This is a genomic window from Dechloromonas denitrificans (assembly GCF_020510665.1).
Taxonomy (GTDB): Bacteria; Pseudomonadota; Gammaproteobacteria; order Burkholderiales; family Rhodocyclaceae; genus Azonexus; species Azonexus denitrificans_B.
Window position 1 is genome coordinate 1,647,253 of the sequence record NZ_CP075187.1, and the last position, 20,822, is coordinate 1,668,074.

Below are 20,822 nucleotides of genomic sequence, written 5' to 3' on the forward strand. Positions count from 1 at the left end.
GAATGGTTGATAAGGCAAAGAACAGCGAACGGCGCAAGGTTGATAGGCGTTGCCGGGAAAACCTGGGGCCGCCGGCTGGTTGCACCGAACGGCGGATCAATATCGAACGCCGCTTGTTCAATATCGAGGTTTTCAGTCTGCACGACTGGTTGCAGGCTCCCCGCACGGAAGAGCCGCAGGGCGGGCAGTAAGTCCGTCTGTTGTCAGTTGCCCAGATGCAGCGACAGCCACGCTGCCACATGGGGAACCGGATCATCACCGGGATTCAGCGTGTGCATCTCATGGGCGCAGTTCAAATGCGGTGTCGCGCGCTGAAATGCATTGCGCCCCGGACTGTCGTCGCTGTCAAACAGCATCATCAACGGCGCACTCAGGAGATTGAGTGCTTGTAATCCGGCGCGGTCGACAATGCCGCCGTGCCCGGCAAGTGCCCTGACTTGAATGTCGCGCTGGGCTGCCGCGCGGATTGCTGCCGGGGTGGCGTCACCCGAAGCAAAAATGGCCAGCGGTAAATCCTGTGTGGCGCCGTGGGTGCGAATCAGATCGAGCATGTCGATCAGACGCTGGGTCAATTTTGGTACATTTTGTGACGCATCGGCAAACTGGGCTTCACGGGCCGACAGCAACTCCATGAAAAATATTGCGTAGCCGCGGGCTGCCAGGTTGGCGGTAATGAAGGTGTCGGCCGGTGCATGATGGGCGCGGGCCAGCAGGATCAATCCGTGGGGATTGTCCGGCATGTCGATATGGCCGTGCAGCGGCCCCTGGGGTGTCTGGATCGTAAGATTCTGGTTCATGGTATTCGGGCGTTTCCGTTTGTCAGACCAGCAACAAGCCGCCAGCCATGCCTGCACCGATGGCCAACAGGCCGGGGAGTGCATGACGTGCCAGTTTGTGCCCACCGATGCTGATGACCAGCCCGATCTTGAAAACAAGGTTGGCCAGTAAGGCCAGGGTGATGGCAATGACAGCCTGGCCGTGGGAGATTTTCTCGAGATTGAACATGCGCAGTGTGGACAGCACGCTGGCATCGGCGTCGGTCAGGCCGGAGGCAAGGGCGACGATATACAGGCCGCTGTTGCCGGCCACATCCTGCAGCCAGGCTGAGGCGAGCAGAACGAAGGCGTAGAGCAGGCCGAAGGAAATGGCTGTTTTCAGTTCGGTCGGATTCTTGACTTCGGGCATCGGCAGTTCGCCCCCGGCATTGAGTACCTTCCAGCCGTAGAGCGCCATCAGTACGCCGGGAATGATGCCGCAGGCAAAAACGACGGCAATCTGGGCCAGCAGATTGGGGGCGACAACGCTGGAAATCAGGCCGAGGCGCAGCATGACCATGACGTTGGCGATCAGGATGACGATGGCCGACATGCGGATCAAGTGGTTGTGATCGCGGGCGTGGCGCGAAAACATCATGGTGGTTGCGGTCGACGAGGCCAAACCGCCGAAAATGCCGAGCAGGGCCGCACCGTGCCGGGCGCCGATGATGCGCAGTGCGAGGTAGCCGGAAAGTGCCAGGCCGGAAATCAATACGACCATCCACCATATTTGACGAGGATTGATGGCGTTGTAAGGGCCAAAGTCGGCGCTTGGCAGAATCGGCAGGATGACCAGCGACAGTACGGCAAACTGGAGTATCGAATTCAGGTCTTTCTGCGTTGTCCGCTCACTGAATCGACGCAGCTCAGCCTTGAAATAAAGCAGGATGGTCGTCGCGATGGCCAGCATCACAGCCAGCGTTGCATAACCATACCAGGTGGCGGCACCCAGTCCATAGGTGATGACGATGGCCGCTTCCGAGGTGAAGCCGCGATATTGTTCTTCCTGCTGGGTCGAAAAATTCGAGGCGATCATTGCGCCGGCGACGACTAGCAGTCCGGTTGCCAGCATCCATGGCCCGCCCGTTCTTTCGCTGAGCAGGGCAAACAGGCAGCCGAGCATCGCGACCAGCGCAAATGTCCGCAGGCCGGCCGCTGAGTCCGGTCGACGCTCGCGTTCGAGGCCGATCAGCAGACCAATGCCAAGCGCCGTTGCGAAGGCTTCAACGGGGGCGGCCAGTTCCGGAACGACGAAACTCATGCGATTCCTCTTTTGTTGGCGTTATTCAGTAAAATTAAGCCATGCCACGTCAATTCGCAATCGTACCCGCTGCCGGCAGCGGCTCCCGCTTCGGCGCAGAAAAACCCAAACAGTACCTGAGCCTGCTTGGCCGGCCGCTGATCTATCACACGCTGGCCGCCTTGGTTGCCTGTCCGGACATCGATCGTGTCTGGGTCGTGCTCTCGCCGGATGACCCGTACTGGGGCCAGTACGACTGGTCCGACCTCGGTGCCAAGCTCGAAACACTGCGCTGTGGCGGGGCAACCCGAGCCGACAGCGTCAATAATGGCTTGCAGGCCGCAGCCATGGTCGCCTCGCCGGAAGACTGGGTGCTGGTCCATGATGCGGCGCGCCCCTGTCTTAGTGCCGAGATGCTGGCTGCCCTTTTCAGTCAGTTGGCTGAAGATCCGGTTGGCGGCATTCTTGCCGTGCCGGTCGCCGATACGTTGAAACGGGCCGATGCCGAACAACGCGTTGCCGCAACCGAGCCGCGTGACGGCTTGTGGCAGGCGCAGACGCCGCAGATGTTCCGCTACGGTCGACTGCTCGAAGCACTCGAAAAATGCCGCGAAGTTACCGATGAGGCCGGTGCCATCGAAGCCCTTGGTTTGCAGCCGAAACTGGTGCGCGGCGATGCGACCAATCTGAAAGTGACTTATCCGGCCGACCTGGTACTGGCCGCCATGATTCTCAGGGGACGAAAATGAATATCCGGGTCGGGCAGGGTTACGACGTTCACCAACTGGTTGCCGGCCGCAAGCTGATTCTCGGTGGCGTCGAGATTCCGCACGCCACCGGTTTGCTCGGTCACTCCGATGCCGATGCGCTGCTGCATGCAATTACCGATGCCTTGCTCGGCGCCGTTGCGCTGGGCGATATCGGTCGCCATTTCCCGGATACCGATCCGCGCTACAAGGGCGCCGACAGTCGTGCCCTGTTGCGCGGAGCAGTTGCCTTGCTCGCCGAGAAGGGCTGGCGTCCGGTCAATGTCGATGCGACGCTGATTGCCCAGCAGCCGAAACTTGCACCGCATGCGGCGGCGATGGTTGCCAATATCGCGGTCGACCTCGGTATTTCGATCGATTCGGTCAATATCAAGGGCAAGACCAACGAAAAGCTGGGCTATCTCGGGCGTCAAGAAGCGATTGAGGCCCAGGCCGTGGTGCTGGTTGAAAAAATGCCTGGCGGCTAGTACCGATGTGTCATGCCAGCCCTGAGCTGCATGTGTTCTGGTACGCTGTCGATTCTGCTTTCTTTTCAGAATTGCTGACCTTTACAGAGTCCCGACCGGTTCATGATCAAAAAAATCCCCGTCCATCTGCTTGAGCCTGGCATGTATGTCAGCGACTTCAATGCGGGCTGGCTGAATCATCCGTTTGCTTTCAACAGCATGTTGATCAGCAGCGAGGCTGATCTTGCCAAGGTCAGGGCGGCGGGTATTCGCGAACTGTTCATCGACACGGACCGGGGGCGGGATGTCGGCGATGGTGTTCCGACGGCGGCCGAAGCTACTCGCGAAAGCGCCGAGCAGCTTGACCGGATGGCAACGACCAGCCGTCCTGTGGTTGCCGAGGCGAAAGTTTCACTGGCCGAGGAGATGAACCGCGCTCACGCGGCATACGGCGAGGCGACGCGCGTCATCCGCCACTTGATGGATGACATCCGTCTCGGCCACCAGGTCGAACTGGCTTCAACCCGGCCGACGGTCGAAAGAATCGTCGCCTCGGTCATGCGCAACAGCAATGCGATGATGACCATGCGCCGGCTGAAAAGTCTGGATGACTACACCTTTCTCCATTCGGTTAGCGTCTGCGCCATGCTGGTCACCTTTTCCAAGGTGGTCGATCTGGAAATGAACGCCATCCACGATCTGGCGCTCGGCGCACTGGTTCATGACGTGGGCAAGATGCGTGTCGCGCAGGCTGTGCTCAACAAGCCCGCGCGTCTGTCGGAAGAAGAATATCGGCACATGAAGTCGCACGTTGTCCTCGGCTCCGACTACATCCGGCAGTTACCGGGCATTCCGGCGCTGGCCCTTGAGCCGCTGGATTTGCACCACGAACGCTATGATGGCAGTGGTTATCCGCGCGGCCTGAAAGGCGATGAAATTTCGCAAGTTGGCCGGATGTCGGGCATCGTCGATGTCTATGATGCGATTACTTCCGACCGGGTGTACCGCAAGGGCATGTCGCCTGCCGCCGCTGTCCAGAAACTCTTCGAGTGGAGCAAGTTTCACTTCGATCCGGCGCTGACCCAGGTTTTCGTCAAGAGCGTCGGGATTTACCCGGTCGGGACACTGGTCCGGCTGGAAAGCGGGCGCCTGGGCGTGGTGATCGAGCAGTCCGATGCGCATTTGCTGACGCCACGCGTTCGGGTCATGTACGATGCAAAACGCATGCACTACATCGCGCCGGAGGTGGTCGATCTTTCGCGGCCCATGGGGGCGGGCGGGGCGGACCGGATTGTCGGTTACGAGATACCGGACAAACTGGGTATCGATGTCTCACGCTTTTTGCTTTAGTACTTGAGCCGGAAAGGAGAGGGTTTGGAGGTCCATCAGCAGCACGAATTGTCCGGCCCCCTCAGGGTTCTTTTGATCGAGGGGGAAGGTGAGCCATGGCTGGCCATCCTTCGCGACAATGGCTATAGCGTGCACTTTCGGCGGCACGACCGGCGTGCAGACATCGAGGCTGCACTGACTGCCGAGACCTGGGATCTGATCCTGCTCAGTTGCGATCTGCCCGACCTGACGCCAACGCAAGCGATGGACCTGCTGCGCCGGATGGTTCCGACGACACCTGTTGTCCTGACCATCGAACGGGGGGCGACTACCTTTCCCGGCGATGTGCTCGAAGGCGGAGCACGCGATTTTGCCTTCAAATCGAATCCGACCCGGTTGCTGGCGGCCATCCGTCGCGAATGTCCCGGCCTGATGTTGCGTCGGGTCAGCGACCGGCGCGGCGGCGCTCACGGTTCATCCGCCCACATCGACGAGGGTGAGGCGCGCTTCATGCAACTGGCCAGCAACAGCCCGGAATGTTACTGGCTGGTCGATGCAGAAACGCAACGTGTCACCTATGTCAGCAAAGCCTACGAGCAGATCTGGGGGCACCGCGTCGAGTCGCTTTATGCCGATAATCAGGACTGGTTCACCTTTGTTCATGAAGAAGATCGCCAGCGTTTGAGCGATGCCATGCACGTTCATCGACTGGGTGGCATGGATCTCAATTTCCGGGTGTTGCGTCCCGGTGAGCAGGTTCGCTGGCTGCATGCCCGCAACTTTGCGGTACGCGATGAAGAGGGTCGGATTGTCAGCGTCGGTGGTGTCGCCAGTGACGTTACCCGCTTGCTCGGCGATCACAAACAAGTGCACGATTTTGCCCATTTTGACGCGTTGACCGCGCTACCCAACCAGTTGATGTTCTACGATCAGGCACGTCGCCTGATCGCACTCGCCAAGCGCAAGAAACTGCCGGTCGGGCTGGTGGTGATCGACCTTGATCGTTTTCACGATGTTAACCAGATGCTCGGTCGCACGTCGGGCGATGAATTCCTGCGCCAGGTGGCCGGGCGCCTGGGTGAGTCGTTACGCGAGTCGGACATCCTGGGGCGTCTCGGCGGGGATGTGTTTTCGATTCTCCTGCCGGATGTCAGTGATTCCGCCCAGGCAGGTATCGTGGTTCGTCGCTTGATTGAAACGCTGACGCAGCCGGTGTGCATTGAAGGACATGAAATTTTTGCGACGGCCAGTGTCGGCGTGGTCTTTCATCCGCAGGACGGGCATGACACCCATGAACTGGTGAGCAACGCCGAAATTGCCATGCGTCATGCCAAAAGCCTCGGGCGCAATAATTTCCAGTTTTATTCGACGATGATGCACGAGGATCTTCGCGACCGCCTGTTTCTTGAAACAGAAGTACGCAATGCCGTTTTGCGACAGGAATTCGTGTTGCACTACCAGCCCAAAGTCTGCTGCAGCAGTGGCCGGATCACCGGGGTCGAGGCATTGATCCGCTGGCATCACCCGCAGCGCGGCCTGGTTCCGCCTGACCATTTCATTCCGCTGCTTGAGGAAACCGGCTTGATTGTGCCGGTCGGGCGCTGGGTCATCGAGGAGGCCACCCGCCAGCTGGCTGCCTGGCAAGGCATGGGTTACAACCTGCCTGGCATTTCGGTCAATCTGTCGGCCCGCCAACTGCAGTCTGATACGTTGATCGACGATGTGGCCGAAGCGTTGGCGCTCAGTGGGCTGAATGCCGCTTGCCTCGATCTGGAAATCACCGAGAGCATGCTGATGCAGAACGCTGAGGCTGCGATCAATCGGCTCAATGCGCTGAAACGCATGGGGGTCACGCTTTCGCTCGATGATTTTGGAACTGGTTATTCAAGCCTCGCTTACCTCAAGAGTTTTCCGCTCGACGCGCTCAAGGTCGATCGCTCCTTCGTGCAGGATATTGCGGCCGATCCGGATGATGCTTCGATCACGCGGGCCGTGATCACCATGGCGCATCACCTCAAGCTCAAGGTGATTGCCGAAGGTGTCGAAACCTCAGAGCAACTGGCCCTGTTGATCTCACATCAATGCGACATGATCCAGGGGTATTTCTTCTCCCGTCCGCTGGCTGCCGATGCACTGGCTTTGCTGCTGGCCGAAGACAAGCGTTTGCCGGCCAATTTGTTGCGTTCGACGACTCGTTCGCCGATGGTGCTGTTTGTCGCGGTCGACGGCTTCGACGAGGTGATTTCGCTGCTCAAGCGCGACGATCATCGCGTCTGCGTCGCCGTAGACTATCCGTCAGCGATGGCCTGGCTGGGGGACAACGTGGCCGATGTCCTGGTCTGCGCCGAACCGAGTGCCGATTTCGATGCGGCCGCGGTCATTCTGCGCGCCGAGCAGCTTCAGCCGCTTTGTGAGCGCATCCTGGTCACCAGCACGGCGCGGCAGGCTGATCAGGCAGTCAGCGCGCTGGCGTGCTCCAGCCTGATTCATCGAACCATTCACCTGCCGGTCGCTGTGGAGGCTTTTGGGCAGGTTGTCGAAGATGCACTCGCCAGGCGCCATGTCAGCGACGAATACCAACGCTTGTCGCACGAGGTTGAAATTGCCGAGCGCGAACTGGTACGTATCGAAGAGGAGCGTCGTCGACTGGCCAGCGAGAATGCTGCCTTGCAGGAGCGCGAGGGGCAGGGCTATCAGATTCTCCAGGAAGTGCTTGCCGAGCTTGCCAACCCGGTGATTGGTCTCGATGACGACAATATGGTGGTCTTGGTCAATGACGCTGCACAGGTCTGTCTTGCAGCTTACCCGGGTATGCCGCTTGATGAATTATTGCCAGGGACGAACCAGTTTTGTGACAATGGATGCCTGCAAGCAGGTGGCCGTGAATATTCGTATCGCTCGCGACGTGTCATGTTTGGCTGTTCGGCCAGCGGACGCCTGCTCTTGCTCGAGGAAAAAAGAACATGAAAATAGTAGCGACATTGGCCATTGGCGACGTGCTGCCTGGCATGCACATCGCCCAGGCTGTGACCGACGAGGGCGGACGTGTATTGGTGCCGATTGGTGCCGAAGTGACTGAAAGCATGTTGCACAGCCTGATTCGACGCGATGTGACCGAGGTGACGGTCGAGCGCGACGTCGAGGAAGATCCGGCCGAACGTGAAGCGTACAGGGCGCAACTGGTTGCCCGGCTCGATCCCTTGTTTCGCAAGGCCGGCGAAGGGCAGGAAACCCGTACCCTGTATCAGGCCATTCTCGATTTTCGTCTGGAGCATCGTTCATGACCTTGCTGAACCGTGACCAGGTTGTCACCAAGCTCAAGCAGCTTCCTTCTCTGCCGTCTGCCGTTTCCGAACTGCTGGCTTCGTTCGGCAACGAAGATGTCGATATCGGTGAAATTGCCCACAAGATATCGCGTGACCAGGGGCTGACCGCCAGAGTCCTGCGGGTGGCCAATTCTTCGTTTTACGGTTTGCAAAGCAAGGTTGGAACGATCAACGATGCGGTGGTCGTGCTCGGTTTTCGGGCGGTACGCAGCATGGTCCTGGCCGTTGGCATGAACAGCGTGCTGCGCGTTGATCAATGTCCGGGATTCGATGCGCAGGCTTATTTGCGGCATTGCGTCGGTGTCGGTCTGGCGGCGCGCAGTCTGGCCCAGTTGACCGGTCACAATCCGGAACTGGCCTTTACTGGCGGCATCCTGCACGACATTGGCAAACTGGTCCTGGCATCCAATTTTTCGGCGCAGTACGCTGAAACGCTGGCGTATCGCAAGAAGCACGATTGTTTCATGGTGCTTGCCGAGCGCGATGTCCTCGGTATGGATCACGCCGAGGTCGGCGGTTTGCTGGCCGAAGCCTGGCGTTTCCCACCTGCGCTCTATGAAGCGGTGGCCGAACACCATGCGCCGGCCGCTTCTGCGGCAGGTTCGCTGGCCGGTCTCATCCATCTGGCCGATGCCATGACGCACGGTCTCGGCCTGGCCAATTCGCCGGATGAAATGGTCATGCCGGTTGATCCGACTGCCTGGTTGCGCCTGGGGATGAACAGCGAAAAGCTGACCCGTGTATTGACCCAGGTGGTGGCGGATATGGATGAGACCTGCCAGGCGCTCAATGCCTGACAGGAACACTCAGGCGGGCCAGCAGTCCGCCTGAGGGCGCCGGCAGCAAGTCGAGCTGGCCGCCATGCAAACGTGCAATGCGTTCGACGATGGCCAGCCCCAGTCCGGTACCGCCGGCATTGGTACGTGCATTGTCGAGTCGTGTAAATGGCCGTTTCAGGCGCTCAACTTCAGTTGCTGGAATTCCCGGTCCGTTGTCGATGATTTCGATGCGTATTTGGTCGTCGACCGCAGCAGCGTGCAGGCTGACCTCCGTGGCGCCGTATTTCCAGGCGTTATCGATCAGATTGCCGATCGCCCGGCCCAAAGCGATGGGGCGGGCTGAAGTCATCGGTAGCGACTCGGCTTCGATGCTCAAGTGCCGGCCCAGATAACCCTGGCGCTCGCCGATGGTGGTCAAAATTGCGGTCAGGTCGCAGGTCAGCGGGGTCTCGCCGGATTCTGTACGGGCGTAATCCATGAACTGCGAGATCACGGTATCCATCTGTTCAATGTCGGAAACGATAGCCTGACGCGCCGTATTGTCGGCGATGCTCATTTCGGCTTCGAGACGCAGCCGGGTCAGTGGCGTGCGCAAGTCATGCGAAATGCCGGCCAGCACTTCGGAGCGATCCTTTTCGTGGCGTGCCAGGTCATCTGCCATGGCGTTGAAGGCGGAGGCCAGCCGGGAAAGTTCTTCGGCCCCGTCTTCCGGCAGGGGGGTCGGAATCTGGCCGCGTCCGACCGCTTCGGCTGAGCGGGCCATGGCCTTGAGCGGGCGGCTGATCCGCGAAGCAATCAACCAGGCAACGCCAAGGGCTAGCACAAAGGCCAGTGTGCCCCAGATCAGCCAATGTCCGGCAATATTGCGTGCGGCTCGTTCGCTGGGCAGAACCAGCCAGTATTCTTCATCATCATGCTCGTCGAGCCGGAAACTGATCCAGAAACCGTTGACGCCGTCGACGCTGGCGGCAATCCGGGTGTGCGGGCCGAGTCTGGCGCTCAGTTCGCGTTGCAGCAGGTGGACAAAACGGTGGTCCGGCATGGTTTCGATCTCGTCCTCTGGTTCCGCCGGCAGCAGGCGAATTCCTTCACGCGTCGAAAACTCATTGAACAGGCCCAGACGTTTTTCAGGTGCGGCAGCGAAAAGTGAGGCACGGATCAGGTTGACCGCGGAAGCCGCCAGTTGCGCGGTTTCGCGTGCTCGCGGTTCAGCCTCGATATAGCGAAAAAGGCTAAGCCAGGCAGCGGTGGTCAGCAGGACCAGCGTTGCCAGCAACAAAAAAGTACGGGCCAGCAGGGTGCGCGGCATCATGCCTCGCGACTGGTGCCGTCCGGAACAAAAACGTAACCGAATCCCCAGACCGTTTGCAGGTAGCGCGGTTGGGTTGGGTCGCTTTCGATGAGTTTGCGCAGGCGCGATACCTGAACGTCGATCGCCCGGTCGAACGGCCCTTGTTCGCGGCCACGAGCCAGCGTCATCAGTTTGTCGCGCGATAGCGGCTGGCGTGGGTGATGCAGCAAGACCTTGAGGACAGCGAATTCGCCGGTGGTCAAGGGCAGGGATTCCTCGCCGCGCTTGAGTGTTCGAGCGGCAAGATCGACTTCGATGTTGCCGAAACGGATCGTTTCACTTTCTTCGTCGGGGGCGCCTGGCGGGCGGTTGCCCTGGCGACGCAGCACGGCGTGAATGCGGGCGAGTAATTCGCGTGGGTTGAAGGGTTTCGGCAGATAATCGTCGGCCCCCATTTCAAGCCCGACGATGCGGTCGACCTCGTCACCCTTGGCCGTCAACATGATGATCGGTGTCTGGTCGCCGGTACCACGCAGGCGGCGGCAAATGGTCAGGCCATCTTCGCCCGGCATCATCAGGTCGAGCACGATCAGGTGAAAATGCTCGCGACTGCGCAGTTTGTCCATCTGCTGCCCATCGGCCACGGCCTTGACCTCGAAACCTTGTTCCCCGAGGTAGCGGGTCAGCAGTTCGCGCAGTCGGGTGTCGTCGTCGACAACAAGTATGTGGTTGCTGTTTTCGTTCATGCTGCCAAGCATAAATGCAGAAAGTGAATGAAGCGAGTCAATTGGTAACAAGGCATTGCCCAGGCCGGCAGTGAAACATTTTCTTACAAATAACCGTTCTTGCCCGCCGGTTGGCGATGGACAATGACAAGCACTGGATCACCGTACAAAGCCATCGCCATGAAACGCCGTTCCCTTCCCCTGATTTTGCTGCTTCTGAGTCTGCTTGGCTCGGCTGGCAGCGTCTGGGCGCAAGGCTACTGGCGGGAGCTGCCACCCGATGAGCGCCGTCAAATGCGCCAGCAAATGCGCGAACACTGGCGTGAGTTGCCACCGGAAGATCGGCAGCGCTGGCGCGAACAACGCCAGGAGCGCCGGGAGAATTTTCAGCAAATGGCGCCGGATGATCGCAGTCGTCTGCGTGACGAGTTACGCAGTCGCCGGGAAAGTCCCGATGGCGGTTCGCAGCGCCATGGGCCGCAAAACAGCCTGGGTGGCAATCGTTATTAACCCAGGCTTCAGTGCTCGCCGGGTGTTCTGCTTGCCTTTGGGTGCAGCGCGGGGTTTGGCCTGGTGGGCGTCGCAACCGCAGGCTTTTGCCTGAAATCCTGAGCGCCAGGCGGCATGCCGGGCTGAAGCTCCGGTAAAATGTCCATCTATGCTTATCCTTGCTCTGGAAACCTCGACCGAACTTGGTTCGTGCGCCCTTTGGCGCGACGGTGAAATTGCCGAGCGAATTTGCCCGCTGGGGCGTTCGCACTCCGAAACCTTGTTGCCACTGGTGCGCGAGTTGTTGACGGACGCTGGCTTGAAGCTGGCGCAACTCGATGCGATCGCTTTTGGGGCCGGCCCCGGTGCATTCACCGGATTGCGCGTGGCTTGTGCTGCCGCACAAGGCCTGGCAGTGGCAGCCGATCTCCCGGTGATCCCCGTTTCCAGTCTTGAAACCATGGCCGCAGCGGTGGGCGCCGAGCGCGTGCTGGCCCTGCTTGATGCGCGCATGGGCGAGGTTTACGCCGGGTGTTATCAGTTGGACGACGGAAAATATTCGTTGCTGGGCGATATTCGTGTTTCACCGCCGGCCGAACTGGTTTTTCCGGTCGGAGCCGGCTGGCTGGCGTGTGGCAATGGTCCGGAAGCCTATCCGCTGTTGCAGCAAGGGCTCGACGATGCCGGCATTTCTGTGCGCCGTGGCATCATGCCGCAGGCGGCTATTCTGGCCCGCCTGGCAGCGAAACGGGCCGAGCGTGGCGAATGGATCAGTGCAGCGGATGCTGCGCCGCTTTATGTGCGCAACAAGGTGGCCAAAACAGTGGCCGAACGCTTGAGCGAGGGAGGGCGGGCATGAGCGAGGCGATGTTTTCTGCCGAATTCTTTCCGATGAATGAGCGCGATCTCGATAGCGTTGCTGCTCTTGAAGCGTCGCTGCAGGCGTTTCCCTGGTCGCGGGCCAATTTTGCCGACTCACTGGTGGCTGGCCATAGCGTCTGGGTATGTCGTCTGGGCGGCGATCTGGTTGGTTTTTCGATAGTCATGTCGGTGATCGATGAAGCGCACTTGCTGACGATCGGCATCGATCGCCGTTACCAGGGGCAGGGTTACGGGGCGCGGATGCTTCGTCATGCGATGGAAACGGCCCGACTGGGCGGTGCGGGGAAACTGTTTTTAGAGGTTCGTCCATCCAATGAGCGTGCGGTTGCCTTGTACCGCCATTTCGGGTTTCGCCAGATCGGCTTGCGTAAAGGGTATTACCCAGCGATTGATGGACGTGAGGATGCACTGATTTTTGACAAGGATCTGGCATGAGCCTGAGCCGCGAGCAAATGTTGGCCGAAATGGGCATTACGCCACGCTGGGTGCTGCGTGAGGATTCTCCGTTGCGGCCGGCGGCAGTGCCCGATCAACCTGATCAGTGCGCTGTTGTTGCCGAGCCTGTCCCGGTTTCCGTGAGAGCACCTGAAATAGCTGCTCCGGTGGCCATGCCGGTTTCTCCCAAGGCACCGGAGGTGTCGTCATCCAGTGTCGCGGTCGACCGCCTGGATTGGCCGGATTTGACACGTACGGTGGCCAACTGTCGCGCCTGTTCATTGTGCGAGCAGCGCAAGCAGGCCGTGCTCGGGGTGGGCGATCTCAATCCTGACTGGCTGTTTGTTGGCGAAGGGCCGGGCGCCGATGAGGACGTCAAGGGCGAGCCCTTTGTCGGTCAAGCGGGCAAGTTGCTTGATGCCATGCTGGCGTCGCTCGATATTGCACGCGGCAACAAGGTTTATATCGCCAATGCTGTAAAGTGCCGTCCGCCCGGCAATCGAACACCGGAAGCGGGTGAAATGGCCAGTTGCCGGCCATATCTTGAGCGCCAGATCGCACTGCTCAAACCCAAAATCATCGTTCTGCTGGGCAAGGCCGCGGTACATGCCGTGCTTGGCGAGGACAAATCGCTGGCATCGTTGCGCGGCCAGCCATTCGAGTATGGTGGTGTGCCTGTGGTGGTGACTTATCACCCCGCCTATTTGCTGCGCAATCTTCCCGAAAAAGCCAAAGCCTGGGAGGATTTGCTGTTTGCCCGTCGAATCCTGCGGCAGGCCGCTTCGCCGAACTTGCCGTTCTAGGCGCTTAGGCGGGTCCCTGTGCGTGGCTAGTGGTGGCTGCTGTCGTCAAGATGCTGGACATCATCACGCGACGCCTGGTTGGCAAGGTGGCGCTGCCGGATGAGGTACATCAGGCCGCTGACACAGATGCCGAAGAGCGTCACAACCCAGTAGATTGACAGGTTCATCTTGATCATCAGGTAGTACAAGCCGGTCATGATCAGGATGGAAATGTTTTCGTTGAAATTCTGAACGGCGATCGAATGGCCTGCGCCCATCAGGATGTGACCGCGATGCTGGAGCAGCGCGTTCATCGGCACCACGAAGAAGCCCGACAGTCCGCCAATCAGGACGAGCAGGGGGATTGCCAGCCAGAGGCTGTTGACGAAATTCATGACCAGAACGATCAGGCCCATGGCGATGCCCAGCGGGATGACGCGAACGGACTTTCTCAGGGTGATGAACTTCGCCGCAATGATCGCCCCGGCAGCGACGCCGACCGCAACAACGCCTTGCAGCATCGATGCTTTTGACAAGTCGAGATTGAGGGCAACCTCCGACCACTTGATGACGATGAACTGCAGGGTTGCGCCTGCCCCCCAGAAGAGCGTGGTAACAGCCAGTGAAATCTGGCCGAGCTTGTCGCGCCAGAGCAGTGCCAGGCAGTGATTGAATTCGTGGATCAGGAAGAGCGGATTTTTCTTCAACTGCTTGTGGTCTACGCCGGTGTCCGGGACGTAGAGGTTGAAGATCGAGGCCAGAATATAGAGCACGGCCACGATGCTCAGGGCCATTTCGCCGGTGGTGTCTACCCCGGTGTCAATCAGCGGAAAGTCAAAAGCAAGCAGATGCTGGGCGATTTCAGGCCGAATCAGCGTGCCGCCGATAACTACGCCAAGGATGATTGCTCCGACGGTCAGGCCCTCGATCCAGCCATTGGCGACAACCAGCAGGCGGGCTGGCAGATATTCGGTGAGGATGCCATATTTGGCCGGTGAGTAGGCTGCGGCGCCGAGGCCGACGACGGCGTAGGCGAGCAGTGGGTGAGCGCCGAAGAACATCATGCTGCAACCGGCAATCTTGATTCCGTTGCTGATGAACATGACGCGCCACTTGGGCATCGAATCGGCGAAGGCACCAACGAAGGCAGCCAGCAGGACGTAGGAGACGGTGAAAAAAGTTTTGAGCAATGGCTCGTATTCGCTCGGTGCGTGCATTTCACGCAGCGCAGCAATAGCAGTAATGAGCAGGGCATTGTCGGCCAGCGCGGAAAAAAACTGCGCGGCCATGATGATATAGAAGCCGAAAGGCACAGGAACTCTTGTCTCGTTATGACTTTGGTGCAGGGTTATACCACGGTTTTGTCAGGATGCAAGGCTTGCCGAGCGGTGAGTGGTTCAACACGGTTCAAAGTCTGTCGCACGTCATTTGATGTACCGCAAATTGCTGGCGCTACGGCGGGATGTCTGGCTGGCTGGATTGCCGCGGTCGACATTTGATCAAGGCCAATTTTGATCTTGCAATGGTGATTCTGTGGTCACTTCGCGGGCTCTTGTGATTGAATAGCGGGCGCGCCTGATGCGCGTATTCACGAGGAGATTCAGCCATGGCCGATCGGCGTTTGCAGGTTTTTCATGCCGTAGCCAAGCACTTGAGTTTTACCCGGGCGGCCGATGCCTTGTTCATGACCCAACCGGCGGTTACTTTCCAGATCAAGCAACTGGAAGAGCAATTTGCCACGCGTCTCTTCGAGCGCCGCCACGGCAGCATTTCCCTGACGCCGGCCGGCGAGCTGGTGCTGGGGTATGCCGTCAAGATCCTTGCGTTGTCGGACGAAATGGAAACCCGCCTGTCGGAAATGACCGGCGAAATGCGCGGCCCCTTGCTGGTTGGCGCCAGTACGACGATTGCCGAATTCATGCTGCCGCGCGTCCTCGGCGAATTCAATGCGCTGTATCCCCAGGTTCGGGCCCGGCTGATCGTTGCCAATTCGGAAAGCATTGAAGGCCGTGTTGCCGAACATACGCTGGATGTCGGCCTGATTGAGGCGCCGGCCAAAATCGCCGGTTTGAACAGCCAGATCTGTTGTGAGGATGAGTTGCAGGTGATTTGTGCCCCGGACTATCCTCTGGCTGATAAAAAATCGGTTACTCCGCGCATGCTGGCCGATTACGAATATATCTCCCGCGAGCCGGGCTCCGGTACACGTGAAATTACCGATGATTATTTCCGCCGCAACAAGGTGGCGCCGGAAGGGCTCAAGGTCCAGATGGAACTTGGTAGCCCGGAGGCGCTCAAGGGCGTTGTATCCACCGGGCTCGGTTTTGCCATCGTCTCGCGTGCCGTGGTCGACAAGGAAACCCAACTGGGCGTGCTTGCTTCGGTTCCTCTCGATCCACCGCTGACACGCAGTCTTTATCTGGTTCATCCGAACGACCGTTTCCAGTCCCGGGTGACCGGTACCTTTATCGAATTTGCCAAGAGCAAGCTGAAAGAACTGGCTTCATGAAAACATCTCGTCCGATCCGTGCCCGAATCTCTCCGGAGGCCATTCGTCACAATTACCAACTGGCCAAAAAAATCGCGCCCGCCTCGAAAGCCTGGGCGGTGATCAAGGCCAATGCCTACGGCCATGGTCAATGGCGTGCCGTCGAGGCATTGCGCGAGGTGGCTGACGGTTTTGCCGTGCTTGAGTGCGAAAACGCGCTGGCTTTGCGTGAAGCTGGCATCACGCAGCCGATTCTGCTGCTCGAAGGATTTTTCAGCGCGCGCGATGTTCGTGCGGTGATCGAGCATCGTTTGACGACAGTCATTCATTGTGCCGAGCAACTTGAGATGCTGCTCGGCTCGGCTACACCGGAAACCCGTCTCGATATCTGTCTCAAACTGAATACTGGGATGAATCGTCTGGGATTCGATGCGCCGGGCTTGCAAGCGGCACTCACGGCGCTGGCTGGGTTTCCCGGTATTGCGGTGACCTTGATGAGTCACTTTGCCGAAGCCGATGGCGAGCGGGGCGTTGAGTGGCAGCTGGAGCGTTTCAGCGCCATGGCAGGCAACTGGCCGGGACCGGTCTGCCTGGCAAATTCGGCGGCCATTCTGCGCCATCCGGGAAGCCATACCGACTGGGTCCGGCCGGGCATCATGCTTTATGGTGCCAGTCCGTTTGATGATCAAACTGCGGCTGAACTTGGGCTGAAGCCGGCAATGGCGCTGGAAAGTGCCATCATCGGTATCCAGAACCTGCTTCCGGGAGATCGGGTCGGTTATGGCGGCAGTTTTACCGCAGACCAACCGATGCGCATCGGTATCGTTGCTTGCGGGTATGCCGATGGTTATCCACGGCATGCGCCCAGCGGTACGCCGATCATGGTCATGGGGCAGCGGACGCGGACGGTTGGTCGTGTTTCGATGGATATGCTGGCCTGCGACCTGAGTCAGATTCCGGCTGCCGGCCTCGGTTCGCCGGTGACGCTCTGGGGCCGCGGCATTGCCGGTGAACTGCCGGCTGACGAGGTTGCTGCGGCAGCCGGTACGATTGCCTACGAACTGTTTTGTGCGCTGGCGCCCCGTGTGCCGGTCAGCATTGGGGATATTTGAGTGGCCAAGGCGAAGTCGATTTACAGCTGTACCGAATGTGGTGCCACGAGTCCGAAATGGCAAGGCCAGTGTCCTGGCTGCAATGCATGGAACACCCTGGTCGAGAGCGTGGCCGAGAAGGTGACCGGGCATCGCTTCGAGTCGCTGGCCCCGACGGCCCGGTTGCAGAATCTTTCAGAGATCGAAGCACGCGAAACCGAACGCATTCCGACCGGAATCAGCGAGTTCGATCGGGCGCTGGGCGGTGGTCTGGTGCCGGGCGGCGTCGTGCTGATCGGTGGCGATCCGGGCATCGGTAAAAGTACCTTGTTGTTACAGGCGCTGGCGCACCTGGCCGAGTCGAACAAGGTGCTTTACGTCACCGGCGAGGAGTCCGGCGAGCAGGTTGCCTTGCGGGCCCGGCGCCTGAGTCTCGAAACCCGGAAACTGACGTTGATGGCCGAGATTAACCTGGAGCGAATTCTGTCCACCCTGCAGGCCGAGCTACCCCAGGTGGCGGTGATCGATTCGATCCAGACCTTGTGGTCCGATCAATTGTCCAGTGCGCCGGGGTCGGTTGCTCAGGTGCGCGAGTGTTCCGCACAACTGACCCGGCTGGCCAAGCAGGCCGGCATCACGATCATTCTGGTCGGACATGTGACCAAGGACGGGGCGCTGGCCGGGCCGCGCGTGCTCGAACACATCGTCGATACCGTACTGTATTTTGAAGGCGATACACATTCGAGTTTCCGCCTGGTCCGGGCCGTCAAGAACCGCTTTGGCGCGGTCAACGAACTCGGGGTTTTTGCCATGACCGACAAGGGATTGAAAGGCGTGAACAATCCCTCGGCCCTGTTCTTGTCGCAGCATGGTCAGGATGTGCCAGGCTCTTGTGTGATGGTGACGCAGGAAGGAACGCGACCGTTGCTGGTTGAAATTCAGGCATTGGTCGATACTGCGCATGGCAATCCGCGTCGCCTGACTGTCGGGCTGGATGCGCAACGGTTGGCCATGTTGCTGGCGGTGCTGCATCGCCATGCCGGCGTGGTTTGCTTTGATCAGGATGTCTTCGTCAATGCGGTCGGTGGGGTCAAGATTGCCGAGCCAGCTGCTGATTTGGCGGTGATTTTGTCAATCACATCTTCCTTGAAAAACAAAGCATTGCCATCGAAACTTATTGTGTTTGGTGAGGTTGGTCTAGCGGGTGAGGTGCGCCCGGCGCCGCGTGGCCAGGAGCGTCTCAAGGAGGCTGCCAAGCTTGGCTTTACCCGTGCCTTGATTCCCGAAGCCAATCGCCCGAAACAGGCGATTCCCGGTATGGAGGTGATTGCCGTGCGCCGTGTTGAAGAGGCCGTGACGCGGCTGCGCGAGCTTGATTAAGTTCGCCGCATTGCTGCCGGGCTGGCCCGGAGCTGGTCGATGATACGTCTGGCCTGGCGGCTACTCGGGCGCGAACTGCGCTCCGGCGAGTTGCGCTTGTTGTTTGCTGCCCTGGTCATTGCGGTTGCGTCGGTGACGGCCGTCGGCTTCTTTGCCGACCGGATTCGGCTGGCGCTTGAGCGCGAGGCGCAGCAACTGATGGGCGGCGATTTGTTGTTGATTGCGGATCAGGCTTGGTCGCCTGAGGTGCTCGCCGAGACGCGACAGCAGGATTTGCAGCTGGCTGAAACCCTGATTTTCCCCAGCATGGTCATGGCTGGCGAGCAGGTACAACTGGCCGATATCAAGGCGGTCGGCAGCAGCTATCCCTTGCGTGGGCAATTGTCCGTGACGACACAGTCCGGAGCCGGGAGTGCCGCGGTCGACCATGGTCCCGAGCCCGGTTTCGTGTGGCTCGACGAGCGTCTGGCCGGCGCGCTGAAAATTGATGTCGGGGGAACGTTGACCGTCGGATTGCTCCACCTGAAGGTGGGCGGCATCCTGCTCCAGGAGCCGGATCGCGGCGTCAATTTCTTTACCCTGGCGCCGCGCCTGATGATGCATCTTGATGACCTGCCGGCGAGTGGCTTGATTCAGGAAGGTGCGCGCATCAGCTACCGCTTGTTGCTGGCCGGCGAACCCGAGCGCATTGCTGCTTTCAAAAACTGGCTGGAGCCGCGTTTGTTGCGCGGTCAACGTCTTGAAAACACGCAAAATGCCCGCCCTGAAATTCGCAGCGCGCTGGATCGGGCGCAGCGCTTTTTGGGCCTGGCGACCCTGTTGACCGTGATACTTGCTGCCGTAGCGGTGGTCTTGGCGGCTCGTCGCTACATGCAGCGCCATCTCGATGCCTGCGCCGTCATGCGCTGTCTGGGTTTAACGCAACGGCGCCTGGTCGGCCTGCATTTCCTGATTTATTGCGGCCTGGCCGTTCTGGCGGCGGCTTGCGGGTGTCTGCTCGGATTCCTTGCCCATTTTGCGTTGCTTCAGTCACTGTCCGGTTGGCTGGGTATCAGCCTGCCGCTGCCGGGCTGGCTTCCTGTCTGGCAGGGGTGCGCTGTTGCGGCTGTCCTGTTGTTCGGTTTTGCCTTGCCGCCGTTGATCCAACTGGGGCAAGTGCCTGTTTTGCGGGTCCTGCGCCGCGAACTGGGTGCGCCCAAGGCTTCCTTGCTGGGGGCTTATTTGTTCGGCCTGGCCTGGCTGGCGGCGCTGGTCGTGCTGGTTGCCGGCGATTGGCGCATGGGCTGTCTGGCTTTGGCCGGCTTTGCTTGCGCCTTCGGTGTTTTCTGGCTGATCGCCCGGTTGGCGGTGCGTGCTGCGGCACCATTTCGGCATGGCGGCGGATTTGGTTGGCGTCAGGGACTGGCCAATTTGTCACGGCATGGCACAGCGAGCAGCATCCAGATTGTTGCGCTGGCGATCGGCTTGATGGCCATGCTTTTGCTGACGGTGACCCGGGTTGAATTGCTTGATGCCTGGCGCAAGGCAACGCCGCCGGATGCGCCGAATCGTTTCCTGATCAATATCCAGCCGCACCAACGCGATGCCTTGGTCCATTTGTTGGCTGATGCCGGCATTCAGGCCGAACTGGCACCGATGGCGCGGGCCCGTTTGTTGCAAATCGGCGAGCGGCGCGTCAGTGCGGCCAGTTTTCCCGAGGATGAGCGGGCGCAAAGACTGGTTGAGCGTGAGTTCAATTTATCCTGGCGGCAAAGCTTGCCACCGGGAAACACGCTCGCGGCCGGTCGCTGGTTTGCGCCGGAAGAGTCGGGGCAGGGCGTCGCTTCGGTCGAGGCTGGCTTGGCCAGGACGCTGGGGATACAGCTCGGTGATGATTTGCTGTTCAGCGTTGCCGGCATCGAGAAAAAACTTCGGGTGGTCAATTTGCGCAAGCTCGACTGGGAGTCGATGCGGGTCAATTTTTTCGTCCTGACACCGCCGGGCATCATGGATGAAGTGGCGACCAGCTATATCACCAGTTTTCATCTGCCACCCGGGAACAGCGCTTTGAATGGCCAACTACTGGCGCAGTTTCCCAATATCACGCTGATCGATGTCAGTACCGTGTTGCGCCAGCTTGAAACGGTCATGTCCCAGGTGTCTGCGGCCATCCAGTTTATTTTTCTGTTTACTTTGGTGGCGGGTGGCGTAGTCCTTTATTCAGCCCTGTTCAGTGCCTTCGATGAACGCCGGCATACCTTGGCGCTGATGCGTGCGCTCGGTGCGCAGCGCCGGCAATTGCGCCAAGCGATGATCGTCGAATTGGCCGCAACGGGTGCGTTGGCAGGTTTGATTGCAGCCCTGGGGGCCGAGTTGCTCGGTCAACTGATCGCCAGGCAGGTTTTTCAGATGGCGTTGGCGACCAATTTCACTTTGTTTTTCGGGACGGCCCTAGTTGGTGCAGCCTTGTCGACTTCAACGGGCTGGCTGGCCCTGCGCGCCTTGTTGGCGACGCCGCCTTTGCAGGTCTTGCGGAACGGGCTTTGAAAGCTTGAATAGTTTCTTGCTGTATTGTCCG

Annotated in this window: 20 protein-coding genes; 15 read left to right on the forward strand and 5 right to left on the reverse strand. The window is 59.6% G+C overall.

The window, feature by feature from the left end; all coding sequences use genetic code 11:
- Positions 1-2 precede the first annotated feature (2 nt).
- Complete coding sequence (locus KI614_RS07640) at positions 3-191, forward strand: hypothetical protein (protein WP_226409042.1); 189 nt, start codon at positions 3-5, stop codon at positions 189-191.
- Positions 192-203: 12 nt separating this feature from the next.
- Here KI614_RS07640 and KI614_RS07645 read toward each other — a convergent pair whose 3' ends face one another.
- Together KI614_RS07645 and KI614_RS07650 are read right to left on the reverse strand one after the other, a co-directional pair.
- Entirely contained in the window at positions 204-797 is a 594-nt protein-coding gene (locus KI614_RS07645) for a hypothetical protein (protein WP_226409044.1), read from the reverse strand.
- Between the two features lie 22 nt (positions 798-819).
- Positions 820-2,076, reverse strand: a complete 1,257-nt coding sequence (locus KI614_RS07650; protein WP_226409046.1) for an MgtC/SapB family protein — start codon at positions 2,074-2,076, stop codon at positions 820-822.
- Between the two features lie 41 nt (positions 2,077-2,117).
- Between KI614_RS07650 and ispD the strand changes: the two genes are divergently transcribed.
- The 6 genes from ispD (at position 2,118) to KI614_RS07680 (ending at position 8,720) form a co-directional block, all read left to right on the forward strand.
- Positions 2,118-2,804, forward strand: coding sequence for a 2-C-methyl-D-erythritol 4-phosphate cytidylyltransferase (gene ispD, locus KI614_RS07655; RefSeq protein ID WP_226409048.1), 687 nt, complete (start codon positions 2,118-2,120; stop codon positions 2,802-2,804).
- A complete protein-coding gene (gene ispF, locus KI614_RS07660; protein ID WP_226409051.1) occupies positions 2,801-3,289 on the forward strand; it encodes a 2-C-methyl-D-erythritol 2,4-cyclodiphosphate synthase in 489 nt (162 codons plus the stop codon). Before ispD ends, ispF begins: the two co-directional genes overlap by 4 nt.
- A 102-nt stretch (positions 3,290-3,391) precedes the next feature.
- Positions 3,392-4,618, forward strand: coding sequence for an HD-GYP domain-containing protein (locus tag KI614_RS07665; protein ID WP_226409053.1), 1,227 nt, complete (start codon positions 3,392-3,394; stop codon positions 4,616-4,618).
- Between the two features lie 24 nt (positions 4,619-4,642).
- Positions 4,643-7,564 (forward strand): EAL domain-containing protein, encoded by a 2,922-nt coding sequence (locus KI614_RS07670; protein ID WP_226409055.1) that lies wholly within the window; start codon positions 4,643-4,645, stop codon positions 7,562-7,564.
- On the forward strand, positions 7,561-7,881 hold the full coding sequence (locus tag KI614_RS07675) for a hypothetical protein (protein ID WP_226409057.1): 321 nt from the start codon (positions 7,561-7,563) through the stop codon (positions 7,879-7,881). The genes KI614_RS07670 and KI614_RS07675 overlap by 4 nt, the downstream gene beginning before the upstream one ends.
- Positions 7,878-8,720 (forward strand): HDOD domain-containing protein, encoded by an 843-nt coding sequence (locus KI614_RS07680; RefSeq protein WP_226409059.1) that lies wholly within the window; start codon positions 7,878-7,880, stop codon positions 8,718-8,720. Before KI614_RS07675 ends, KI614_RS07680 begins: the two co-directional genes overlap by 4 nt.
- Here the strand turns inward: KI614_RS07680 and KI614_RS07685 are convergent.
- Positions 8,710-10,014 (reverse strand): ATP-binding protein, encoded by a 1,305-nt coding sequence (locus KI614_RS07685; RefSeq protein ID WP_226409061.1) that lies wholly within the window; start codon positions 10,012-10,014, stop codon positions 8,710-8,712. The two genes, KI614_RS07680 and KI614_RS07685, sit on opposite strands and share 11 nt — an antisense overlap.
- Positions 10,011-10,739, reverse strand: a complete 729-nt coding sequence (gene ompR / locus KI614_RS07690; protein ID WP_203466511.1) for a two-component system response regulator OmpR — start codon at positions 10,737-10,739, stop codon at positions 10,011-10,013. Before ompR ends, KI614_RS07685 begins: the two co-directional genes overlap by 4 nt.
- Before the next feature lie 159 nt (positions 10,740-10,898).
- On the opposite strand from ompR, the gene KI614_RS07695 reads away from it, so the two are divergent.
- From KI614_RS07695 to KI614_RS07710, 4 genes are all read left to right on the forward strand, one after another.
- The gene (locus tag KI614_RS07695) at positions 10,899-11,228 is read left to right on the forward strand and encodes a DUF3106 domain-containing protein (RefSeq protein ID WP_226409063.1); all 330 of its coding nucleotides are present in this window, start codon (positions 10,899-10,901) and stop codon (positions 11,226-11,228) included.
- 148 nt (positions 11,229-11,376) lie between these two features.
- A complete protein-coding gene (gene tsaB / locus KI614_RS07700) occupies positions 11,377-12,066 on the forward strand; it encodes a tRNA (adenosine(37)-N6)-threonylcarbamoyltransferase complex dimerization subunit type 1 TsaB (RefSeq protein WP_226409065.1) in 690 nt (229 codons plus the stop codon).
- Complete coding sequence (rimI, locus tag KI614_RS07705) at positions 12,063-12,524, forward strand: ribosomal protein S18-alanine N-acetyltransferase (protein ID WP_226409067.1); 462 nt, start codon at positions 12,063-12,065, stop codon at positions 12,522-12,524. The genes tsaB and rimI overlap by 4 nt, the downstream gene beginning before the upstream one ends.
- Positions 12,521-13,327, forward strand: coding sequence for a uracil-DNA glycosylase (locus KI614_RS07710; protein ID WP_226409069.1), 807 nt, complete (start codon positions 12,521-12,523; stop codon positions 13,325-13,327). The genes rimI and KI614_RS07710 overlap by 4 nt, the downstream gene beginning before the upstream one ends.
- A 26-nt stretch (positions 13,328-13,353) precedes the next feature.
- On the opposite strand, the gene lplT is transcribed toward KI614_RS07710, so the two are convergent.
- Positions 13,354-14,619, reverse strand: a complete 1,266-nt coding sequence (gene lplT / locus KI614_RS07715) for a lysophospholipid transporter LplT (RefSeq protein WP_226409071.1) — start codon at positions 14,617-14,619, stop codon at positions 13,354-13,356.
- A gap of 293 nt (positions 14,620-14,912) precedes the next feature.
- On the opposite strand from lplT, the gene KI614_RS07720 reads away from it, so the two are divergent.
- Genes KI614_RS07720 through KI614_RS07735 form a run of 4 tightly spaced genes read left to right on the forward strand, consistent with a single transcriptional unit; the run spans position 14,913 to position 20,791 of the window.
- The gene (locus KI614_RS07720) at positions 14,913-15,815 is read left to right on the forward strand and encodes a LysR family transcriptional regulator (RefSeq protein ID WP_226409073.1); all 903 of its coding nucleotides are present in this window, start codon (positions 14,913-14,915) and stop codon (positions 15,813-15,815) included.
- Positions 15,812-16,906, forward strand: coding sequence for an alanine racemase (gene alr / locus KI614_RS07725; protein ID WP_226409075.1), 1,095 nt, complete (start codon positions 15,812-15,814; stop codon positions 16,904-16,906). Before KI614_RS07720 ends, alr begins: the two co-directional genes overlap by 4 nt.
- A complete protein-coding gene (gene radA, locus KI614_RS07730; RefSeq protein WP_203466519.1) occupies positions 16,907-18,265 on the forward strand; it encodes a DNA repair protein RadA in 1,359 nt (452 codons plus the stop codon).
- A gap of 39 nt (positions 18,266-18,304) precedes the next feature.
- On the forward strand, positions 18,305-20,791 hold the full coding sequence (locus KI614_RS07735) for an ABC transporter permease (protein WP_226409077.1): 2,487 nt from the start codon (positions 18,305-18,307) through the stop codon (positions 20,789-20,791).
- Positions 20,792-20,822: the final 31 nt, after the last annotated feature.